16 protein-coding genes and 1 pseudogene are annotated in these 17,027 nt (G+C 67.7%); 9 read left to right on the forward strand and 8 right to left on the reverse strand.

Annotated elements, in window-relative coordinates; translation table 11 throughout:
* Positions 1-10: 10 nt before the first annotated feature.
* On the reverse strand, positions 11-1,036 hold the full coding sequence (gene pdhA / locus J3367_RS14975; RefSeq protein ID WP_051141587.1) for a pyruvate dehydrogenase (acetyl-transferring) E1 component subunit alpha: 1,026 nt from the start codon (positions 1,034-1,036) through the stop codon (positions 11-13).
* Between the two features lie 379 nt (positions 1,037-1,415).
* Complete coding sequence (locus tag J3367_RS14980; protein WP_024350625.1) at positions 1,416-1,724, reverse strand: FtsB family cell division protein; 309 nt, start codon at positions 1,722-1,724, stop codon at positions 1,416-1,418.
* Positions 1,725-1,914: 190 nt separating this feature from the next.
* Here J3367_RS14980 and J3367_RS14985 point away from each other — a divergent pair, with 190 nt between their 5' ends.
* Together J3367_RS14985 and J3367_RS14990 are read left to right on the forward strand one after the other, a co-directional pair.
* On the forward strand, positions 1,915-2,892 hold the full coding sequence (locus tag J3367_RS14985; protein ID WP_244495417.1) for a formate/nitrite transporter family protein: 978 nt from the start codon (positions 1,915-1,917) through the stop codon (positions 2,890-2,892).
* A 113-nt stretch (positions 2,893-3,005) separates the two neighbouring features.
* A complete protein-coding gene (locus J3367_RS14990) occupies positions 3,006-3,914 on the forward strand; it encodes a formate/nitrite transporter family protein (RefSeq protein WP_029703120.1) in 909 nt (302 codons plus the stop codon).
* 81 nt (positions 3,915-3,995) lie between these two features.
* Here J3367_RS14990 and eno read toward each other — a convergent pair whose 3' ends face one another.
* The 3 genes from eno to J3367_RS15005 form a co-directional block, all read right to left on the reverse strand.
* Positions 3,996-5,276 carry a phosphopyruvate hydratase gene (gene eno, locus J3367_RS14995; RefSeq protein ID WP_024350622.1) on the reverse strand — a complete coding sequence of 427 codons (1,281 nt, stop codon included), beginning with the start codon at positions 5,274-5,276 and terminating at the stop codon, positions 3,996-3,998.
* A 126-nt stretch (positions 5,277-5,402) separates the two neighbouring features.
* Positions 5,403-6,239, reverse strand: a complete 837-nt coding sequence (gene kdsA / locus J3367_RS15000; protein WP_024350621.1) for a 3-deoxy-8-phosphooctulonate synthase — start codon at positions 6,237-6,239, stop codon at positions 5,403-5,405.
* Entirely contained in the window at positions 6,236-7,102 is an 867-nt protein-coding gene (locus tag J3367_RS15005) for a VOC family protein (protein ID WP_024350620.1), read from the reverse strand. Before J3367_RS15005 ends, kdsA begins: the two co-directional genes overlap by 4 nt.
* On the opposite strand from J3367_RS15005, the gene J3367_RS15010 reads away from it, so the two are divergent.
* Complete coding sequence (locus J3367_RS15010; RefSeq protein ID WP_024350619.1) at positions 7,085-7,264, forward strand: hypothetical protein; 180 nt, start codon at positions 7,085-7,087, stop codon at positions 7,262-7,264. The genes J3367_RS15005 and J3367_RS15010 overlap by 18 nt on opposite strands.
* Here J3367_RS15010 and J3367_RS15015 read toward each other — a convergent pair.
* The 3 genes and pseudogenes from J3367_RS15015 to tpiA all read right to left on the reverse strand — a co-directional run bounded on the left by J3367_RS15015 (position 7,261) and on the right by tpiA (position 10,543).
* Positions 7,261-8,889, reverse strand: a complete 1,629-nt coding sequence (locus J3367_RS15015) for a CTP synthase (protein ID WP_024350618.1) — start codon at positions 8,887-8,889, stop codon at positions 7,261-7,263. The genes J3367_RS15010 and J3367_RS15015 overlap by 4 nt on opposite strands.
* A 287-nt stretch (positions 8,890-9,176) precedes the next feature.
* Positions 9,177-9,671 (reverse strand): annotated as a pseudogene (secG, locus tag J3367_RS15020) (preprotein translocase subunit SecG); the annotation flags it as partial.
* Between the two features lie 116 nt (positions 9,672-9,787).
* Positions 9,788-10,543 (reverse strand): triose-phosphate isomerase, encoded by a 756-nt coding sequence (tpiA, locus tag J3367_RS15025; RefSeq protein ID WP_024350616.1) that lies wholly within the window; start codon positions 10,541-10,543, stop codon positions 9,788-9,790.
* Between the two features lie 182 nt (positions 10,544-10,725).
* Between tpiA and J3367_RS15030 the strand changes: the two genes are divergently transcribed.
* The 6 genes from J3367_RS15030 to lexA are packed head-to-tail and all read left to right on the forward strand — an operon-like array spanning position 10,726 to position 16,953.
* Positions 10,726-12,615 carry a peptidyl-prolyl cis-trans isomerase gene (locus J3367_RS15030; RefSeq protein WP_024350615.1) on the forward strand — a complete coding sequence of 630 codons (1,890 nt, stop codon included), beginning with the start codon at positions 10,726-10,728 and terminating at the stop codon, positions 12,613-12,615.
* Positions 12,612-13,643, forward strand: coding sequence for an anthranilate phosphoribosyltransferase (gene trpD, locus J3367_RS15035; protein WP_024350614.1), 1,032 nt, complete (start codon positions 12,612-12,614; stop codon positions 13,641-13,643). Before J3367_RS15030 ends, trpD begins: the two co-directional genes overlap by 4 nt.
* On the forward strand, positions 13,640-14,455 hold the full coding sequence (gene trpC, locus J3367_RS15040) for an indole-3-glycerol phosphate synthase TrpC (RefSeq protein WP_024350613.1): 816 nt from the start codon (positions 13,640-13,642) through the stop codon (positions 14,453-14,455). Before trpD ends, trpC begins: the two co-directional genes overlap by 4 nt.
* Positions 14,452-14,952: a cyclic pyranopterin monophosphate synthase MoaC gene (gene moaC, locus J3367_RS15045; RefSeq protein WP_024350612.1), complete on the forward strand. Its 501-nt coding sequence runs from the start codon at positions 14,452-14,454 to the stop codon at positions 14,950-14,952. The genes trpC and moaC overlap by 4 nt, the downstream gene beginning before the upstream one ends.
* Positions 14,949-16,190, forward strand: coding sequence for a gephyrin-like molybdotransferase Glp (glp, locus tag J3367_RS15050; protein ID WP_024350611.1), 1,242 nt, complete (start codon positions 14,949-14,951; stop codon positions 16,188-16,190). Before moaC ends, glp begins: the two co-directional genes overlap by 4 nt.
* A gap of 43 nt (positions 16,191-16,233) precedes the next feature.
* Positions 16,234-16,953: a transcriptional repressor LexA gene (gene lexA, locus J3367_RS15055; RefSeq protein WP_024350610.1), complete on the forward strand. Its 720-nt coding sequence runs from the start codon at positions 16,234-16,236 to the stop codon at positions 16,951-16,953.
* Positions 16,954-17,027 lie beyond the last annotated feature (74 nt).

The raw sequence follows: 17,027 nt of genomic DNA on the forward strand, positions 1-17,027 counted from the left end.
GTCGGTTCCCCTACTCGGCCGCCTGCGGAAGCACGTCCGCATAGATGTCGGTCCACAGCTCGGAGACGTCCGGCTCGGGATCATTCTGGGCGAAATCGGCCGAGTCGGCGACGATCTCGCGGACCTTCTTGTCGATGTCCTTGACGTCGTCCTCGGACATGCCCTGCTCTTCCATGAGCCGGCGCTTGACCTGTTCGATCGGATCGGATTCCGACCGCATCTTCTGGACCTCGTCGCGGCTGCGATACTTGGCCGGATCGGACATGGAATGGCCGCGATAGCGATAGGTCATCATCTCGAGGATGATCGGCCCCTCGCCCGAGCGGCAATGCTCGGCGGCCAGATCGCCGGCGGCCTTGACCGCCCGCACATCCATGCCGTCGACCTGGATGCCAGGAATCTTGAACGACAGGCCGCGATGGGCGAAATTCGTCTCCGCCGAGGCCCGGTTCACCGAGGTGCCCATGGCGTAGCGGTTGTTCTCGATCACGTAGACGACTGGCAGCTTCCACAGCGAGGCCATGTTGAAGCTCTCGTAGACCTGGCCCTGGTTGGCCGCGCCGTCACCGAAATAGGTGATCGCGATCGAATCATTGCCCTTGTAGCGATTGGAGAAGGCCAGCCCGGTGCCGATCGGCACCTGCGCACCGACGATGCCGTGCCCGCCGAAGAACTTCTTCTCCTTCGAGAACATGTGCATCGAGCCGCCCTTGCCCTTGGAATAGCCCGAGCGGCGGCCGGTGAGCTCGGCCATCACGCCGCGCGCTTCCATGCCGGTGGCCAGCATGTGGCCGTGGTCGCGATAGCCGGTGACGACCTCGTCGCCTTCCTTCATCGCCATCTGCATTCCGACGACGACCGCCTCCTGGCCGATATAGAGGTGGCAGAAGCCGCCGATGAAGCCCATGCCGTAAAGCTGGCCGGCCTTTTCCTCGAAGCGCCGGATGAGGAGCATATCGCGATAGGCGCGGATCTCCTCGTCCTTGGAAAAGGTTGCGGGCGCGGGCGCGTCGAAATGCTCGAGCGTCTTGACGATCTCCGCGGACGAATCCGCCGTGGAAACCGCGCCGTCGCCCGAGGGGCCTGCGGCCTTCTTGGATGCGGGTGTCTTGCTCTGCCTGGCCGCCAATGCTGCCTCCGGGTCTTGATCCGCCAATTCGCGGCTACAATTCACCCCGAGTATAGATGCTCCGCACCGCCCATCAAGCGACGCCGCGCTCTTTAATCGAATTCCGGTTTACTTGCTGCAATGCAGCAAATTCAACCGAGATTGCGTTTAAGTCTATGATGGGTCGTTTTCGTGCGCGCAGGCGGTTGTTTGGCGTGCGAATTCGGGTCGGAATACACCGTCCGGCGGCACTGCCGCCGGTCAAACCCGCCATCACTGTGCAGGTGCAATATCGAGCGGCGCCTACCTATCGCAGGATGACGATCTCTTCGGGCGTCGTCACGTTGAGCGCGCGCCGCGCCCGCTCGTCGATCATGTCGCGTTCCAGCGTCCCGTCATGCAGCAGCTGCACCCGGCGTTCGAGACGTTCGCGGCGGCTCTCGAGTTCGTCGAGCCGCGCGCTCTTCACCGCGAGATCGCGTGTCAGTTCGGCCTTCGCCTCGATGCCGTATTTGCCGCTATGGGCGTGGATCGCGAAATAGGCGAGGAAGCTGACGGTGATCGCCGGCACGATGAGGCCGCCGATCCGGCTTTGACGTTTCTGGATGGTGCGCATCGGGCCCTCCTTTTCCCGACCCTTCGCATGTTCCGCTTAAGGCCGCGTAAACCACGGCACGCGCGGTGCAATCCGCACTGGCCAGCGGAATCGAACGCAGGCGCCGCCAGGCGATCTTCCGCAATCGCGCGACGGCGCTAGATGAGCCGCACCGGCGCCCATCCGCCGCGCCCCACTCGAGGATACATGCATGGCTCACGAAGAGGACGACCCGAAGGCGCGCCGCCACGAGGAAGAAGAGGAGGCGATGCGCCGGGCCGATCCGGAGGATTCGCTCGACAACGCGCCGTCCGAGGGCGAGACCCTGTCGGACTTCTTCGCCTTCGAGGAGATTTTCGCGCGGGTGCTGTCCACCGCCGATGACGAACTCGATGCCAACAACCGCTATCTCTTCTGGAGCGGGATCGGCGCCGGCGGCGCGCTCGGCCTGACCTTCCTGGCCCGCGTCGTCTTCACCGACGCCGCCGGCGAGGCGACGCCCGGCCTGTTGGGCAATCTGCTCTATCCGGTCGGCTTCCTGATCATCGTTCTCGGCCGCTATCAGCTCTTCACCGAGAACACGTTGACGCCGGTCGTCCTGGTCCTCACCAAGCTCGCCAGCCTGCGCAACCTCCTGCGCCTGTGGGCTGTGGTGCTGGTCGCCAACATGATCGGCGCCGTCGGCGCCGCCGGCCTCCTCGCCTATTTCGACGTGATGACGCCGGAGCGGCTGGAAAGAGCCCTGGAGATGGGCCACGAGGCCTACGAGACCGGCTGGTTCTCGCTGTTTTCCAAGGGCGTCATCGCCGGCTGGATCGTCGCCGCCATGGTCTGGCTGGTCCATGGCGGCCGCGACACGGTGTCGAAGATCCTGTTCGTCTGGCTGCTGATGTATTTCGTCGGCGTCGGCGGCTTCTTCCACGTCATCACCTCGTCGGTCGAGGTGTTCTTCCTCAGCTTCCGGCTGGAGGAGGTGGCGTTCCTGCCGCTGTTCCCGATGTTCGTGCTGCCGGTCCTGCTCGGCAACACCATCGGCGGCGTCACTTTCGTCGCCGTCCTGAACTACTCCCAGTTCGCCGCCCACGAGGATTCGGCCCTGTTCGAGCGTTATGGCGAGCGCCTGTCCTGGCGCGAATGGATGCTGGGCGCCAAGGGACGGCCGCCCGGCGAGCGTCCCAAGGTGAGCTGACGCAAAGGGCGGTGACCCGCTGTTCACCGCCCGGCTCTGTCGTCGCGGGCGCTCGGCCCCATGTTGGGGACAATGGCCGTCCCGCGGCGGCATCACCGAACGCGAAGATGGACATGGATGAACAGACATCGGCGAAAGCCGTCCATGATGCCGGCAAGCGCCGGCATTCGAACGACGTCACCGAACAGCGGATCGAGAAGGAAGGCTCCACCCTCACCGAGGGCGAACTGCACCAGATCGACGACCGGCTGAAGCTGCGCCCGCTGGCGGTCTACGAGATCGTCCGCCAAGAGGGCGAGGACGAACTGACCCGGCCGACGGCCAGCCTCTGGTGGTCGGGCCTTGCCGCCGGCCTGTCGATCGGCTTTTCGGTCTACACCATGGCGGCGCTCAGGGCGTATCTGCCCGATGCGCCCTGGCGACCGCTGCTGGAATCCTGGGGCTATACGGTCGGTTTCCTGATCGTCATTCTCGGCCGCCAGCAGCTCTTCACCGAGATCACCCTCAGCGCCACCCTGCCCGTCCTGGCGCGGCGACGCTGGAAAGGCGTCGTGGCGCTGGTGCGGCTGTGGACGGTGGTTCTGGCCGCCAACATGGTCGGAACGGCGGTGTTCGGCGCGGGCATCGCCTACGATGTCCTCAATGCGCCGGAGATCCGCGAGGCGGCGCTCACCCTTTCCGCCGAGGCGATGGAGCCGGCCTTCCACTACATGCTGCTGCGCGGCATCGCGGCGGGCTGGCTGATGGCGACGGTCGTCTGGCTGCTGCCCTCGGCCGATCGCTCGGGCTTCCTGGTCATCGCGCTCCTGACCTACCTGATCGCCCTCTTCCACCTCGCCCATGTGGTGGCCGGTTCGGTGGAAGCGATGGCGCTGATGTTCGCGGGCCGGATGTCGGTTGAGGACGCGCTTGTCGGCTTCTACCTGCCGGCCCTGCTCGGCAACGTTCTCGGCGGGTCCGCACTGTTCTCGCTGATCAGCTACGGCCAGGTCGTCAACGAGCTCGATCAGCGCGGCAACTGACCGCGGGACACGAAAAAGGGCGCCGGCTTTCGCTGGCGCCCTTTTTCCATACGTTCTCTGCGCCGCCGAAGCGGCAGGCTTTCAGCCCCGCGCGCGCAGGATCGAGCGACCGGCATAGACCGCCTGGTCGCCCAGTTCCTCTTCGATCCGCAGAAGCTGGTTGTACTTGGCGAGCCGGTCCGAACGGGCGAGCGAACCGGTCTTGATCTGCCCGCAATTGGTCGCGACCGCCAGATCGGCGATGGTCGAATCCTCGGTCTCGCCCGAGCGGTGCGACATCACGGCGGTGTAACCGGCCCGGTGCGCGACATTGACCGCGTCCAGCGTCTCGGTGAGCGTGCCGATCTGGTTGACCTTGACGAGGATCGAATTGGCGACGCCCTTGGCGATACCGTCGCGCAGGCGCTCCGAATTGGTCACGAAGAGATCGTCGCCGACGAGCTGCACGGTGGCGCCGGTCTTCTCGGTCAGCGTCTTCCAGCCGGCCCAGTCGTCCTCGGCCATGCCGTCCTCGATCGAGATGATCGGATAGGCGCCGGCGAGCTCGGCCAGATAGCCGGCCATGTCGTCCGGCGACAGCTTCCGGCCCTCGCCTTCCAGATCATAGACGTCGTTCTTGAAGAACTCGGTCGAGGCGCAGTCGAGCGCCAGGAACATGTCCTCGCCGGGCTTGTAGCCGGCCTTCTCGATCGCCCGCATGACGAAGTCGAGACCGTCCTTCGCCGATGCGAGACCCGGCGCGAAGCCGCCCTCGTCGCCGACATTGGTGTTGTGGCCGGCGTCCTTCAGCATCTTCTTCAGCGTGTGGAAGACTTCCGCGCCCATCCGCAGCGCGTCCGAGAAGCGCTCGGCGCCGACCGGCATGATCATGAATTCCTGGAAGTCGATCGGGTTGTCGGCATGGGCGCCGCCATTGATGATGTTCATCATCGGCACAGGCAGCACATGCGCCGAGGCGCCGCCGACATAGCGGTAGAGCGGCAGCGCCGAGGCATCGGCCGCGGCCTTGGCGACCGCCAGCGACACGCCGAGGATCGCATTGGCGCCGAGCCGGCTCTTGTTCGGGGTGCCGTCGAGCTCGCGCATGGCGGCGTCGATGCGGATCTGGTCCTCGGCCTCGTAGCCGCCGATCGCCTCGAGGATCTCGCCATTCACCGCGTCGACCGCCTTCTGGACGCCCTTGCCCATGTAGCGGCTGCCGCCGTCGCGCAGCTCGACCGCCTCGTGGGCGCCCGTGGAGGCGCCGGACGGCACCGCCGCGCGGGCCAGCGTGCCATCTTCCAGGATGACGTCGACCTCGACCGTGGGGTTGCCCCGGCTGTCGAGAATTTCGCGTCCGATGATGTCGATGATCGCGGTCATGCGGGGTGCCTCCAAATGTGGTTCTGCCAGCCTTCTAGACCAGGCATGTGACGGATTGAACTGATTCTGGTTGCGGTCGGCCGGCGATGGCGCTGACGGCCCTGCCGGCGCCCGGCATGGAGTGTTTCAGTCGAAGCCCTTGGCCACCGCATCCAGGGCCTGCAGGCGCTTCAGGAGCTCTGGCATGCGGTCCAGCGGCACCATGTTGGGGCCGTCCGACGGCGCGTTGTCCGGATCCTCATGGGTCTCGATGAACAGGCCGGCGACGCCGACCGCGACGGCGGCCCGCGACAGCGTCTCGACGAAGCGGCGCTCGCCGCCCGACGAGCCGCCCTGCCCGCCCGGCTGCTGCACCGAGTGGGTGGCGTCGAAGACCACCGGCGCGCCCATCCCCGCCATGATCGGCAAGGCGCGGAAATCGGAAACCAGCGTATTGTAGCCGAAGGACGCGCCGCGCTCGGTCAGGAGCACGTTGGGATTGCCGCTCTCGGTGACCTTGGCGAGCACATTGCTCATGTCCCAGGGTGCCAGGAACTGACCCTTCTTGATGTTGACCACCCGGCCGGTTCCGGCCGCCGCGATCAGAAGATCGGTTTGCCGGCAAAGAAACGCCGGGATCTGCAGGATGTCGCAGACCGTGCCGGCCTCGCGGCACTGTTCCTCGGTGTGGACGTCGGTCAGCACCGGCAGGTCGAAGGTCCGCGCCACTTCCTCGAAGACCGGCAGCGCGTCGGCCAGGCCGATGCCGCGCCGGCCCTTCAGGCTGGTACGGTTGGCCTTGTCGAAGCTTGCCTTGAAGACGTAGCCGATGCCCAGATCGTCGGTGATCCGCTTCATCTTCTCCGCGATCATCATCGCGTGGTCCCGGCTTTCCATCTGGCATGGGCCGGCGATCAGCGCGAAGGGCCGGGAATTGTCGAACACGGTATTGCGAGCCGCGACGGTGCCGTTGGGCGCTGTCATGATGGTCTCTCCTCGAAGGCGATGAAGGGGGTGCTGGCGGGACCGAGCGTGGCGACGATGCGTCCGTCGCGCTCCGTCACGACATCCGGCGCAAGCGCGGCGCGGGCCTGCTCGATATCCGCGACCGCCAGGACCATCCCGGCGAGCCGCAGCCGATCGTCAACGGCCGCGACGCCGTAGCGCGCCTGGGCAAGGGACGGCGTGAGGAACTCCAGAACGACATTTGCCAGGGTCAGTGTCGTGCCGCCGCTGCCGTCGCTTGTCAGCGCCGATCCGGCGATTGTCTCCAGAAGCCGCCGCGTCTCCTCATCCACCGTCCCGACGAGGACGATGCGCAGCAGGCCGTCGGCCCCGTTGGCATGGCGTGACAGCGCCGAGCGATCCGGCGCGACGCTGTGGCGGGCCTCGCAGAAGAACAGCGACGCGACGAATCCGGGCAGCAGGCGGGCGAAGGCGAGACGAAACGACAAGGTCGCCTCGGCGCCATCTCCCTGCCGGAAGGTACGGGAGAAATCGACGGTCGCCGGTTCGGCGAGATCCTGCGCCGTCAGCGCCTCGCGGTCGGCCAGCGCATCGGCAGACCGGAACGCCAGGCCCGAAAAGCCCGGCAGATTGTGTTCGGATCGGAACGCAGCATCCCGCGCGACGAAGACATTCCCCTCCGCCAGCGCTTCGGCCTGCGCCGCCGCGTCCACGACCGCCAGCGGTTCGAGATAGACGCCGTCGGCGAGGAACACGCAGGCATTGCCGGTGCCGAAGGGATGGACGGCGTCCGGTGCAACGGTGAAGCCGAGCGCACCCAGCCGTTCGCGGGCCGTGGCGAGGTCATCGAAGGACAGGACGAGATGATCGATCGCGCGCATGGTCACGGCCTATTCGATCTCCCCCGGCAATTCCAGATGCATGGCGCCCGGCCCGGCCGAGCCCAGATGCCGGACAGCGCCGACAACCGGCATTCCACCAAGGGCGGCATGCTCGTCACGGGGACGCAGCCGCACCGGGTCGGCACGGCCGCAGAGGCCTAGACCAGCCGCGAACGCTCGACGGCGGCGGCGATGAAGCTCGCGAACAGCGGATGCGGCTCGAACGGGCGCGACTTCAGTTCCGGATGGTACTGCACGCCGATGAACCACGGATGGTCGGCCAGTTCGACCGTCTCCGGCAGCAGCCCGTCCGGCGACATGCCGGCAAAGCTCATGCCGACGGCTTCCAGCGGCTCGCGATAGGCGCGGTTGACCTCGTAGCGGTGGCGATGCCGTTCCTCGATGGTGGTGTCGCCGTAGATCTCGGCGATCTTCGAGCCTTCCTTGAGGCTCGCCGCATAGGCACCGAGGCGCATGGTGCCGCCGAGATCGCCCTTCTTGGCGCGCTGCTCCAGCTCGTTGCCCTTCAGCCATTCGGTCATCAGGCCGACGACGGCTTCCTCGGGATCGCCGAATTCCGTCGAGCCGGCGTTCTGGATGCCGGCCAGCGAACGGGCCGCCTCGATCACGGCCATCTGCATGCCGAAGCAGATGCCGAAATACGGCACGTTGCGCTCACGGGCGAACTTGGCCGCGAGGATCTTGCCCTCCGAGCCGCGCTCGCCGAATCCGCCGGGCACCAGAATGCCGTTCACCCGCTCCAGATACGGCGTCGGGTCCTCCTGCTCGAAGACCTCCGATTCGATCCAGTCGAGCTTGACCCGCACCTTGTTGGCGATGCCGCCATGCTGCAGCGCCTCGATCAGCGATTTGTAGGCGTCCTTGAGGCCGGTATATTTGCCGACGATGGCGATGGTGACTTCACCCTCGGGATGGCGAATCCCGTCCGTCACCTGGTGCCAGAGCTGCAGCTGCGGCTTGGGGGCCGGATCGATGCCGAAGGCGGCCAGCACTTCCGTGTCGAGACCTTCGTGGTGATAGGCGATCGGCACATCGTAGATTGTCGCGACGTCCAGCGCCTGGATAACCGCCGTTTCCCGCACATTGCAGAACAGGCTCATCTTGCGGCGCTCTTCCGCCGGCACCTGCCGGTCGGCGCGCACCAGCAGAATGTCCGGCTGGATGCCGATGGCGCGCAGTTCGCGCACCGAATGCTGCGTGGGCTTGGTCTTCAGCTCGCCGGCCGTCGGAATGTACGGCATCAACGTCAGATGGACGTAGATCGCGCCGCCCCGCGGCAGGTCGTTGCCGAGCTGGCGGATCGCCTCGAAGAACGGCAGCGCCTCGATGTCGCCGACCGTGCCGCCGATCTCGCAGAGGACGAAATCGAAATCCTCGTTCCCGTCGAGAACGAATTCCTTGATGGCGTCGGTGACGTGCGGAATGACCTGGACCGTCGCGCCGAGATAGTCGCCGCGGCGCTCCTTGGCGATGATCTCCTGGTAGATCCGCCCGGTGGTGATGTTGTCCATCCGGTTGGCCGAGCGGCCGGTGAAGCGCTCGTAATGGCCGAGATCCAGATCGGTCTCGGCGCCGTCGTCGGTGACGAACACCTCGCCGTGCTGCGTCGGGCTCATCGTGCCCGGATCGACGTTGAGATAGGGGTCGAGCTTCCGCAGCCGCACGCGATAACCGCGTGCCTGCAGGAGTGCACCGAGTGCGGCCGATGCAATGCCCTTGCCGAGAGAAGAGACCACGCCGCCGGTGATGAAGATATATCGCGCCATGGGCCTTCCCGATATCGCGGCGGAGATGATTCCGCCAGTCACTTTTTACACATGCGAAAAACCAGCGGGGCACCCGAAGGTGCCCCGCCGATGACGTTCAATGGGCGAACGAAGCGCTACTGGCCGTTCTGCGGCGTGGCCGGCTCGTCGGACGGACGCGTCGTGCCCGCGGCCGGCTCCTCGACGGGCGGCACGGTCGGCGCGTCTTCGACGCCCGGTGCATCCTCGGCCGGATTGGCGGGAATTTCCTCGACAGGCGCCGCCTCGGTGGCCGGTGCGGGCGCTTCCTCGGCCGCCGGTGCCGGCTGCGCCGGAGCTGCGGTGGTCTCGCCGGTCGGGGCTGCCGGCGCCTCGTCGGGCAGCGACGGAGCCGCGCTCGGTGCGTCGGCGGCGACCGGTGCCGTCTCGGTCGCGGCGCCGCCAGCGGGAGCCTGCGGCTGCTCGGGAAGACCGCCCAGCTGATCCAGCAGGCTGCCACCCTGATCGCTGCCGTCACCGGCCGGCGCACTCTGGCCGCTCTGATTGACCGGCAGGCGGTCCAGGATGTCGGTCGGCTGGGCGCCGTAGCGGGCCAAGATGCCGAGGGAGAGCGAGGTGACGAAGAACGCCGCTGCCAGGATGCCGGTCGTGCGGGTCAGCGCATTGGCGGCACCGCGGGCCGACATCATGCCGCCGCCACCGCCACCGATGCCGAGCGCACCGCCTTCGGAGCGCTGCAACAGAACGACGACGACGAGCGTCACGACGATCATCAAGTGGATGATGATGAGAATGGTTTCCATGGAACTTTCGCAACGCGTCTATTCGATAATTGCGCGCCTTCTACAGAAGCGACGCCCGCTTTCCAACCGTATTCGGCATTTGCGGGCGATTGGGCGCGCGGCCCGTGTCGTTCCGGTCAGGCTGTCGGCGACGCCTGACATATCGCGATGAAGTCCGACGCCTTCAAGCTGGCCCCGCCGACAAGGGCTCCGTCGACATTGTCGATGGCCAGGAGTTCGGCCGCATTGCCCGGTTTCACCGACCCGCCATAGAGGATGCGGACCCCGTTTCCGGCCTCGCCAAAGCGCTCGACCAGCGTCCGGCGGATGAAGTCGTGGATGTGCCGCACGTCGTCCGCCGTCGGCGTCTTGCCGGTGCCGATCGCCCAGACCGGCTCATAGGCGACAACGACGCGGTCGCCGTCCATGTTGTCCGGCAGCGAGCCGGCCAGTTGCCGCGCCAGAACGTCCGTCGTCGCGGCGGCATCGCGTTCCGCCTCGGTCTCGCCGATGCAGATCACCGCGATCAGGCCCGCGGCCATCGCAGCCTCGGCCTTGGCGCGGACCAGTTCGTCGCTCTCGCCATGATCGGCGCGGCGCTCGGAATGGCCGACGATCACGTAGCGCGCGCCGACATCCTTCAGCATCGCAGCGGAAATGTCGCCCGTATGGGCGCCGCTTACGGCCGGATGGCAGTCCTGGCCGCCCACGGCGACATGGTTGCCGAGAATGCCGAAGCTCGCCGACAGCATCGTAGCCGGCGGACAGATCAGGATGTCGCGGCCCTGGTTGAGGCCAGCGCCGGCGGCTTCGGCCAGCGTCTGCAGCTCACCCAGCTCCTTCAGGAGCCCGTTCATCTTCCAGTTTCCGGCAATCAGCGGCGTCGGTGCCATCGTGTATCCTCAGCTCTTTGTCAGGCGCCCAGGGCCCGGCGCGGACCTTACGCATCGAAGGGCGTAAATCAATCGTGCGGGTCGCTTGCGTCCGATGGGCCCGGTTTCCTAAAAGGCACGGAACAGAATGCCCAGGATCGCCTCGCGCGCGACGATCCTTGTCGGGCGAACGGGAGACCATCATGCTCAACACGCTCCGCGGCAGCATTTCCGGCTGGACGGCCAAGATCCTGCTCGGCCTTCTCGTGCTCAGCTTTGCCGTCTGGGGCATCGGCGACGTCTTTCGCGGCGGGGTGGCGAATGCCGTGCTGACCGCCGGCGAGACCGAAGTGTCGCTGCAGGACTATGCGCTGGCCTACAACCGGGCTCAATCCCGCCTCGCCCAGCAGATCGGCCGCCGGCCCACCGCCGAGGAAGCCGAGATGTTCGGCATCGGCCAGTCCGTCATCAGCCAGCTGGTCGCAGGCGCCGTGCTCGATGAGCAGGGCCGCCGCATCGATCTCGGCCTGTCGCAGGACCGCCTCGCCCAGGTGATCGCCGAGGACCCGACCTTCCAGGATGCCTCGGGCAATTTCTCCCGCGCCCAGTTCCAGAATGCGCTCTACAACGCCCGGATCAGCGAGGCCGACTACATTCGCGGCCAGGAGAACCAGGCGGTGCGCAGCCAGATCGTGGACGCGGTCTCGGAAGGCATCGCCATTCCCGACGCCTTCTCCACGGCGCTCGGCCTCTACAATGGCGAGCGGCGCACGATCGAATACGTGACGCTGACCCCCGCCACCATCCCTCCCGTGGCCGACCCGTCGGACGAGGTTCTCGCGACCTATTTCCAGGAGAACAGCGAAACCTACGCCGCGCCGGAATATCGTTCGGTGGCCTACGCGGTGCTGACGCCCGAGGCGATGGCCGACCCGACGACGATCACCGACGAGGCGGTCGCGGCGGATTACGAGCAATACAAGGAGCGCTATACCACCGCCGAGCAGCGCCGGGTGCAGCAGATCGCCTTCCCCGACGAGGCGGCTGCGCAAGGCGCCAAGGCTGAGCTCGAGGCGGGCACCAGCTTTGCCGATGTCGCGAGCGAGGCCGGCCGCAGCGCCGCCGATATCGATCTCGGCCTCGTCACCCGGTCGCAGATTCCCGATGCGACGGTCGCCGAGGCGGCCTTCTCGCTCGCCGAGGGCGAAGTGTCGGACGTGGTCAGCGGCGCCTTCGGGCCGGTGCTTCTGCAGGTCACGGAAATCCAGCCGGAAACCGTGCAGACGCTGGAAGAGGTTTCCGACGAGATTCGCTCGGCACTGGCACTCGTGGCGGCCAGCGATACGGCCAACAGTGCCTACAACGCCTTCGAGGATGCCCGCGCCGGTGGCGCAACCTTCGCCGAAGCGGCGCAGAGTGCCGGCCTGACGGTGCAGACGATCCCGGCCGTCGACCGCGAGGGCAACGGCCCGGACGGCCAGCCCGTCGCCGAACAGCCGTCGGCGCAGGAATTCCTGCCCGGCGTCTTCGAGACCGAGCCCGGCCTCGACAATGTGCCGATCAACTTCCAGTCCAACGGCTACGTCTTCTATGACGTGATCAGCATCGACCCGGCCCGCGACCGCACCCTCGACGAGGTGCGCGACCGGGTGGTGGCCGACTGGAAGGCCGCCGAGACGGACAGGCAGCTCGCCGAGCGCGCCGAGCAGATGAAGACCGAGCTGCAGGCCGGCCAGAGCATGGCCGATGCGGCGGCCGCGGTCGGCGCGGAAGCCCGCACGGCAGCGGCGATCTCGCGCCAGTCCGGCGTGTCGGAACTCGGCCAGGCCGGCGTCAATGCGGCGTTCTCCGGCGGAACCGGCACGGTCGCCACGGCCGCTGGTCGCGAGGCCGGCTCGCAGATCGTCCTGCGCGTCGTCGAGGTTGCGCCCCCGGCTGACCCGGCGGCCAACGTCGCCGCCAACGAGCGCAGCCAGATGACCGGCATGCTGGAGAACGACATTCTGGAGACCTACGTGTCGCTGCTCCAGAACGACACCGCCATCGCCGTTCACCCGGCGGGCATCGAGCGGGCGAAGGCCCTGATCCGTTGAGCCAGAGCCTGAAACCCTTCATCGCCAAGGTCGCGGCGGGCGAGACGCTGGACCGCGCCGAGGCCGGCGAGGCCTTTTCGGTCATGATGTCCGGCGAAGCGACGCCGTCGCAGATCGGCGGCTTCCTGATGGCGCTGCGCGTGCGCGGCGAAACCGTCGACGAGATGGCCGGCGCGGTGGACGTCATGCGCGCCAACATGCTGCGCGTCGAGGCGCCGGCGGGAGCCGTCGACATCGTCGGCACCGGCGGCGACCACGCCGGCACGCTGAACGTGTCCACCTGCTCGGCCTTCGTTCTGGCCGGCTGCGGCCTTGTCGTCGCCAAGCACGGCAACCGTGCCCTGTCGTCCAAATCCGGCGCGGCCGATGTCCTGATGGCGCTCGGCGTCAATGTCGACCTGAAGCCCGACGCCATCTCGCGGGCCCTCGCGGATGCCGGCATCTGCTTCATGTTCGCGCCGACCCACCACGCCGCCATGCGGTTCGTGGGCCCGAGCCGCGTCGAGCTCGGCACCCGCACGATCTTCAACCTGCTCGGACCGATGTCCAACCCCGCTGGCGTCGGCAAGCTGCTCTTGGGCTCGTTCTCGCGGGAATGGCTGGTGCCGATGGCCGAGACGCTGCGCGCGCTCGGTACCGAATCCGCCTGGCTCGTCCATGGCGACGGTCTCGACGAGATGACGGTCTGCGGCACCACCGAAGTCGCGGCGCTGGAGAATGGCGAGATCCGCCAGTTCGCCATCGAGCCGGAGGATGTCGGCCTGCGCCGCTGGCCGCTGGCCGACATCAAGGGCGGCGACGCCGCGACCAACGCGACCGCCTTGCGTGCGGTTCTGGACGGGGCCGACAATGCCTATCGCGAGATCGTTCTTCTGAACGCGGCGGGCGCTCTGGTCATGTCGGGACATTCGGCCGATCTGCGCGAGGGCATCGCCAAGGCCGCCGACGCCATCGACAGCGGCCGCGCCCGCGCCGCGCTGGAGCGGCTGGCCGCGGTCACCCAGGCGATTGCGGGGGAAACCAAATGAGCGATATCCTGCAGCGGATCGAGGCCTACAAGCGCGAGGAGATCGCCGCCGCCAAGCAGCGGATCTCGCAGGCCGATCTCGAAGGCCAGTTCGCCGCCGTCGAGCCGCCGCGTGGCTTTGCGGCGGCGCTCGGCGCGCGCCACCGCGCCGGCGAGTTTGCGCTCATCGCCGAAGTGAAGAAGGCCAGCCCGTCCAAGGGCCTGATCCGCGAGGATTTCGATCCGCCCGCCCTCGCTGCCGCCTATGAGCGCGGTGGCGCCGCCTGTCTCAGCGTCCTCACCGACACGCCGTCCTTCCAGGGCGATCCGTCCTTCCTGACGGCGGCGCGCGCGGCGACCACCCTGCCCGCGCTGCGCAAGGATTTTCACTACGATACCTATCAGGTGGCCGAGGCCCGGGCCTGGGGCGCCGACGCGATCCTGATCATCATGGCCGCGGTCGACGACGCCCTCGCCCGCGACCTCGAAGCCGCGGCCATCGCCTATGGCCTGGACGTGCTGGTCGAGGTGCATGACGAGGCCGAGACCGAGCGGGCGCTTGCGCTCGCATCGCCGCTGCTGGGCATCAACAACCGCAATCTGCGCACCTTCGAGACCTCGCTGGACACCGCCGAGCGGCTCGCCGCCCTCGTGCCCGACGATCGCGTCCTGGTCGGCGAAAGCGGCATCTTCACCCATGCCGACTGCCAGCGCCTCGCCGGACACGGCATCCGCACCTTCCTCGTCGGCGAGAGCCTGATGCGTCAGGACGACGTCGAGGCCGCGACCCGCGCGCTGATCGGCGGCGATCCCGCCGTCACGGTGTCCGCATGAGCGATCCGCGCGACGTCACGCTGACCCATCTCGACGCCACCGGCGCCGCGTCGATGGTCGATGTCGGCGACAAGGAGCGCACGCGCCGCGTCGCCGAGGCCGAAGGCTTCGTGATGATGGAGCCGGCGACGCTCGACTTGATCCTGGCCGGCGAGGCCAAGAAGGGCGACGTCATCGGCATTGCCCGCATTGCCGGAATCATGGGCGCCAAGAAGACCCACGACCTGATCCCGCTCTGTCATCCGCTGATGCTGGAGAAGATCGGCGTCGAGATCACCGCCGAGCCGGCGCTGCCCGGCCTTAGGGTCACGGCGACGGCGCGGGTCGGCGGCAAGACCGGTGTCGAGATGGAGGCGCTGACCGCCGTCTCGGTTGCCTGCCTCACCATCTACGACATGGCCAAGGCGGTCGACCGCTCCATGACCATCAGCGGCATCCGCCTGCTGGCGAAATCCGGCGGCCGCTCCGGCGACTGGTCGGCGGACGCCGCGTCGTGAGTCTCATCCCCGTCGAGGAGGCCTATCGTCTCCTCGTCGAGGACGCCCGGCCCCTCGCCCGAACCGAGACGCTGCCGCTGCGCGACGCCTCGGGCCGCATTCTGGGCGCGGACCTCGCCTCGCTGCGCACCCAGCCGGCCTTCGACGCCTCCGCCATGGACGGCTACGCGGTCCGCGCCGCCGACCTCGGCGACGAAGCGCCCTTCCCCTCCCTGCGGCTCGTCGGCGAATCGGCCGCCGGCCACGCCTATGACGGCACGCTGCAGCCGGGCGAGACCATCCGCATATCCACCGGCGCGCCGGTTCCCGCTGGCGCCGACGCCATCCTGATCCAGGAGAACGCCCACCGTCGGGACAGCACGGTCACCGCGACGGCGCCGGTCGTCGTCGGCCAGCACATCCGCCCGGCGGGAATCGATTTCGCCGCGGGCACGCCGCTTCTCACCGCCGGCACCGTGCTGACCCCGGGCGCCATCGCGCTGGCCGCCAGCGGTGGTCATCCGTCGATCCCGGTACGCGGCCGGCCCCGCGTGGCGATCCTGGCGACCGGCGACGAACTCGTCCTGCCCGGCGAACCCATCGGTCCGTCGCAGATCGTCGCCTCCAACACCTTCGGTGTCGCCGCACTGGTGCGCGAGGCCGGCGGCCTGCCGCTGAATTGCGGGATCGCGCCCGACCGCGAAGCGGCCATCGATGCCCAGCTGACACAGGCGATCGCGGACGGCGCCGACATCTTCGTCACCATCGGCGGCGCATCGGTCGGCGACCACGATCTCGTCGGCAAGGTCTTCGCCGCTCATGGCGTCTCCCTCGACTTCTGGAAGGTGGCCATGCGACCCGGCAAGCCGCTGATGGCCGGCAGGCTGGGCGACATGCGGGTCGTCGGCCTGCCCGGCAACCCCGCCTCCTCCATGGTCGCCGCGACCCTGTTCCTGGCACCGCTGGTTCGGCGCCTCGCAGGCCGTCCCGCGCGTCCGCTGTACCGCCGGGGTATTCTCGCCGCGCCGATGCCGGACAATGGCGACCGCACGGATTTCGTGCGCGCCCGGATCGAACCGGACGGCGCCGGCCCACCCCGCATCGTGCCGTTGTCGCGGCAGGATTCCTCGCTGCTGTCGATCTATGCCGCGGCCGATGCGCTGCTCGTCCGCCCTGTCCGCGCCGCACCGGCCGAAGCGGGCGATCCCTGCGATTACGTCCCCCTGACGGCGCTGGAGCCACTTGCGGAACACAACTAGAACAGATAGGTTTGTTCAGGTTTTGTTTTGAGGAGTCGCCCGGATGCTGACGCGCAAGCAGCACGATCTTCTGGTCTTCGTGAACGATCGGGTGCGCGAGACTGGTGTGCCCCCGTCCTTCGATGAAATGAAGGACGCGCTGGACCTGCGGTCCAAGTCCGGCATTCACCGCCTGATCACCGCGCTCGAGGAGCGGGGCTTCATCCGCCGCCTGCCCAACCGGGCCCGCGCGCTGGAAATCCTGAAACTGCCCGAGTCGATTCAGGGCAACCGCCCGGCCCCAGTCGGGCGCACCGGCTTCAAGCCGAGCGTCATCGAAGGCAGCCGCGACGCGGCCCGGCCCGCACCCGCGGCTCAGCCGGCGCCGGCCAAGGCGTCCGCCTCGACGGCCATTCCTGTCATGGGGCGCATTGCCGCCGGCGTGCCGATCTCGGCCATCCAGCACAACACCCATTCCATCGTCGTTCCGCCGGATATGCTGGGCAGCGGCGAGCATTACGCCCTCGAAGTGAAGGGCGATTCGATGATCGAGGCCGGCATTCTCGACGGCGACACGGTGGTCATCCGCCGGGGGGACACCGCGACTCCGGGCGAGATCGTGGTCGCCCTCGTCGACGACGAGGAAGCGACGCTCAAGCGATTCCGCCGTCGCGGCGACACCATCGCGCTGGAGGCGGCAAATCCGGCCTATGAAACCCGGATCTTTGGCTCGGACAGGGTCAAGGTCCAGGGCAAGCTGATCGGCCTGATCCGCCGCTACTGACCGCTCCGGACGCGACGCGGTCGGCGCAGAACGGGTGATAGGGCCTCGCGACTTGCGCCCGAAGCGTTGAGGCC

The organism is Aurantimonas sp. NFXS3, from assembly GCF_049132005.1.
GTDB lineage: Bacteria > Pseudomonadota > Alphaproteobacteria > Rhizobiales > Rhizobiaceae > Aurantimonas > Aurantimonas coralicida.

Coding starts and splice junctions, on each gene's coding strand:
- J3367_RS14990 (WP_029703120.1), top strand. CDS start 3,006: ATGGATGAACAGACATCGGCGAAAGCCGTCCATGATGCCGGCAAGCGC.
- eno (WP_024350622.1), bottom strand. CDS start 5,276: ATGACCGCGATCATCGACATCATCGGACGCGAAATTCTCGACAGCCGG.
- J3367_RS15015 (WP_024350618.1), bottom strand. CDS start 8,889: ATGGCGCGATATATCTTCATCACCGGCGGCGTGGTCTCTTCTCTCGGC.
- tpiA (WP_024350616.1), bottom strand. CDS start 10,543: ATGGCACCGACGCCGCTGATTGCCGGAAACTGGAAGATGAACGGGCTC.
- J3367_RS14985 (WP_244495417.1), top strand. CDS start 1,915: ATGGCTCACGAAGAGGACGACCCGAAGGCGCGCCGCCACGAGGAAGAA.
- moaC (WP_024350612.1), top strand. CDS start 14,452: ATGAGCGATCCGCGCGACGTCACGCTGACCCATCTCGACGCCACCGGC.
- trpC (WP_024350613.1), top strand. CDS start 13,640: ATGAGCGATATCCTGCAGCGGATCGAGGCCTACAAGCGCGAGGAGATC.
- J3367_RS15030 (WP_024350615.1), top strand. CDS start 10,726: ATGCTCAACACGCTCCGCGGCAGCATTTCCGGCTGGACGGCCAAGATC.
- lexA (WP_024350610.1), top strand. CDS start 16,234: ATGCTGACGCGCAAGCAGCACGATCTTCTGGTCTTCGTGAACGATCGG.
- J3367_RS14980 (WP_024350625.1), bottom strand. CDS start 1,724: ATGCGCACCATCCAGAAACGTCAAAGCCGGATCGGCGGCCTCATCGTG.
- J3367_RS15005 (WP_024350620.1), bottom strand. CDS start 7,102: ATGCGCGCGATCGATCATCTCGTCCTGTCCTTCGATGACCTCGCCACG.
- J3367_RS15010 (WP_024350619.1), top strand. CDS start 7,085: ATGATCGATCGCGCGCATGGTCACGGCCTATTCGATCTCCCCCGGCAA.
- kdsA (WP_024350621.1), bottom strand. CDS start 6,239: ATGACAGCGCCCAACGGCACCGTCGCGGCTCGCAATACCGTGTTCGAC.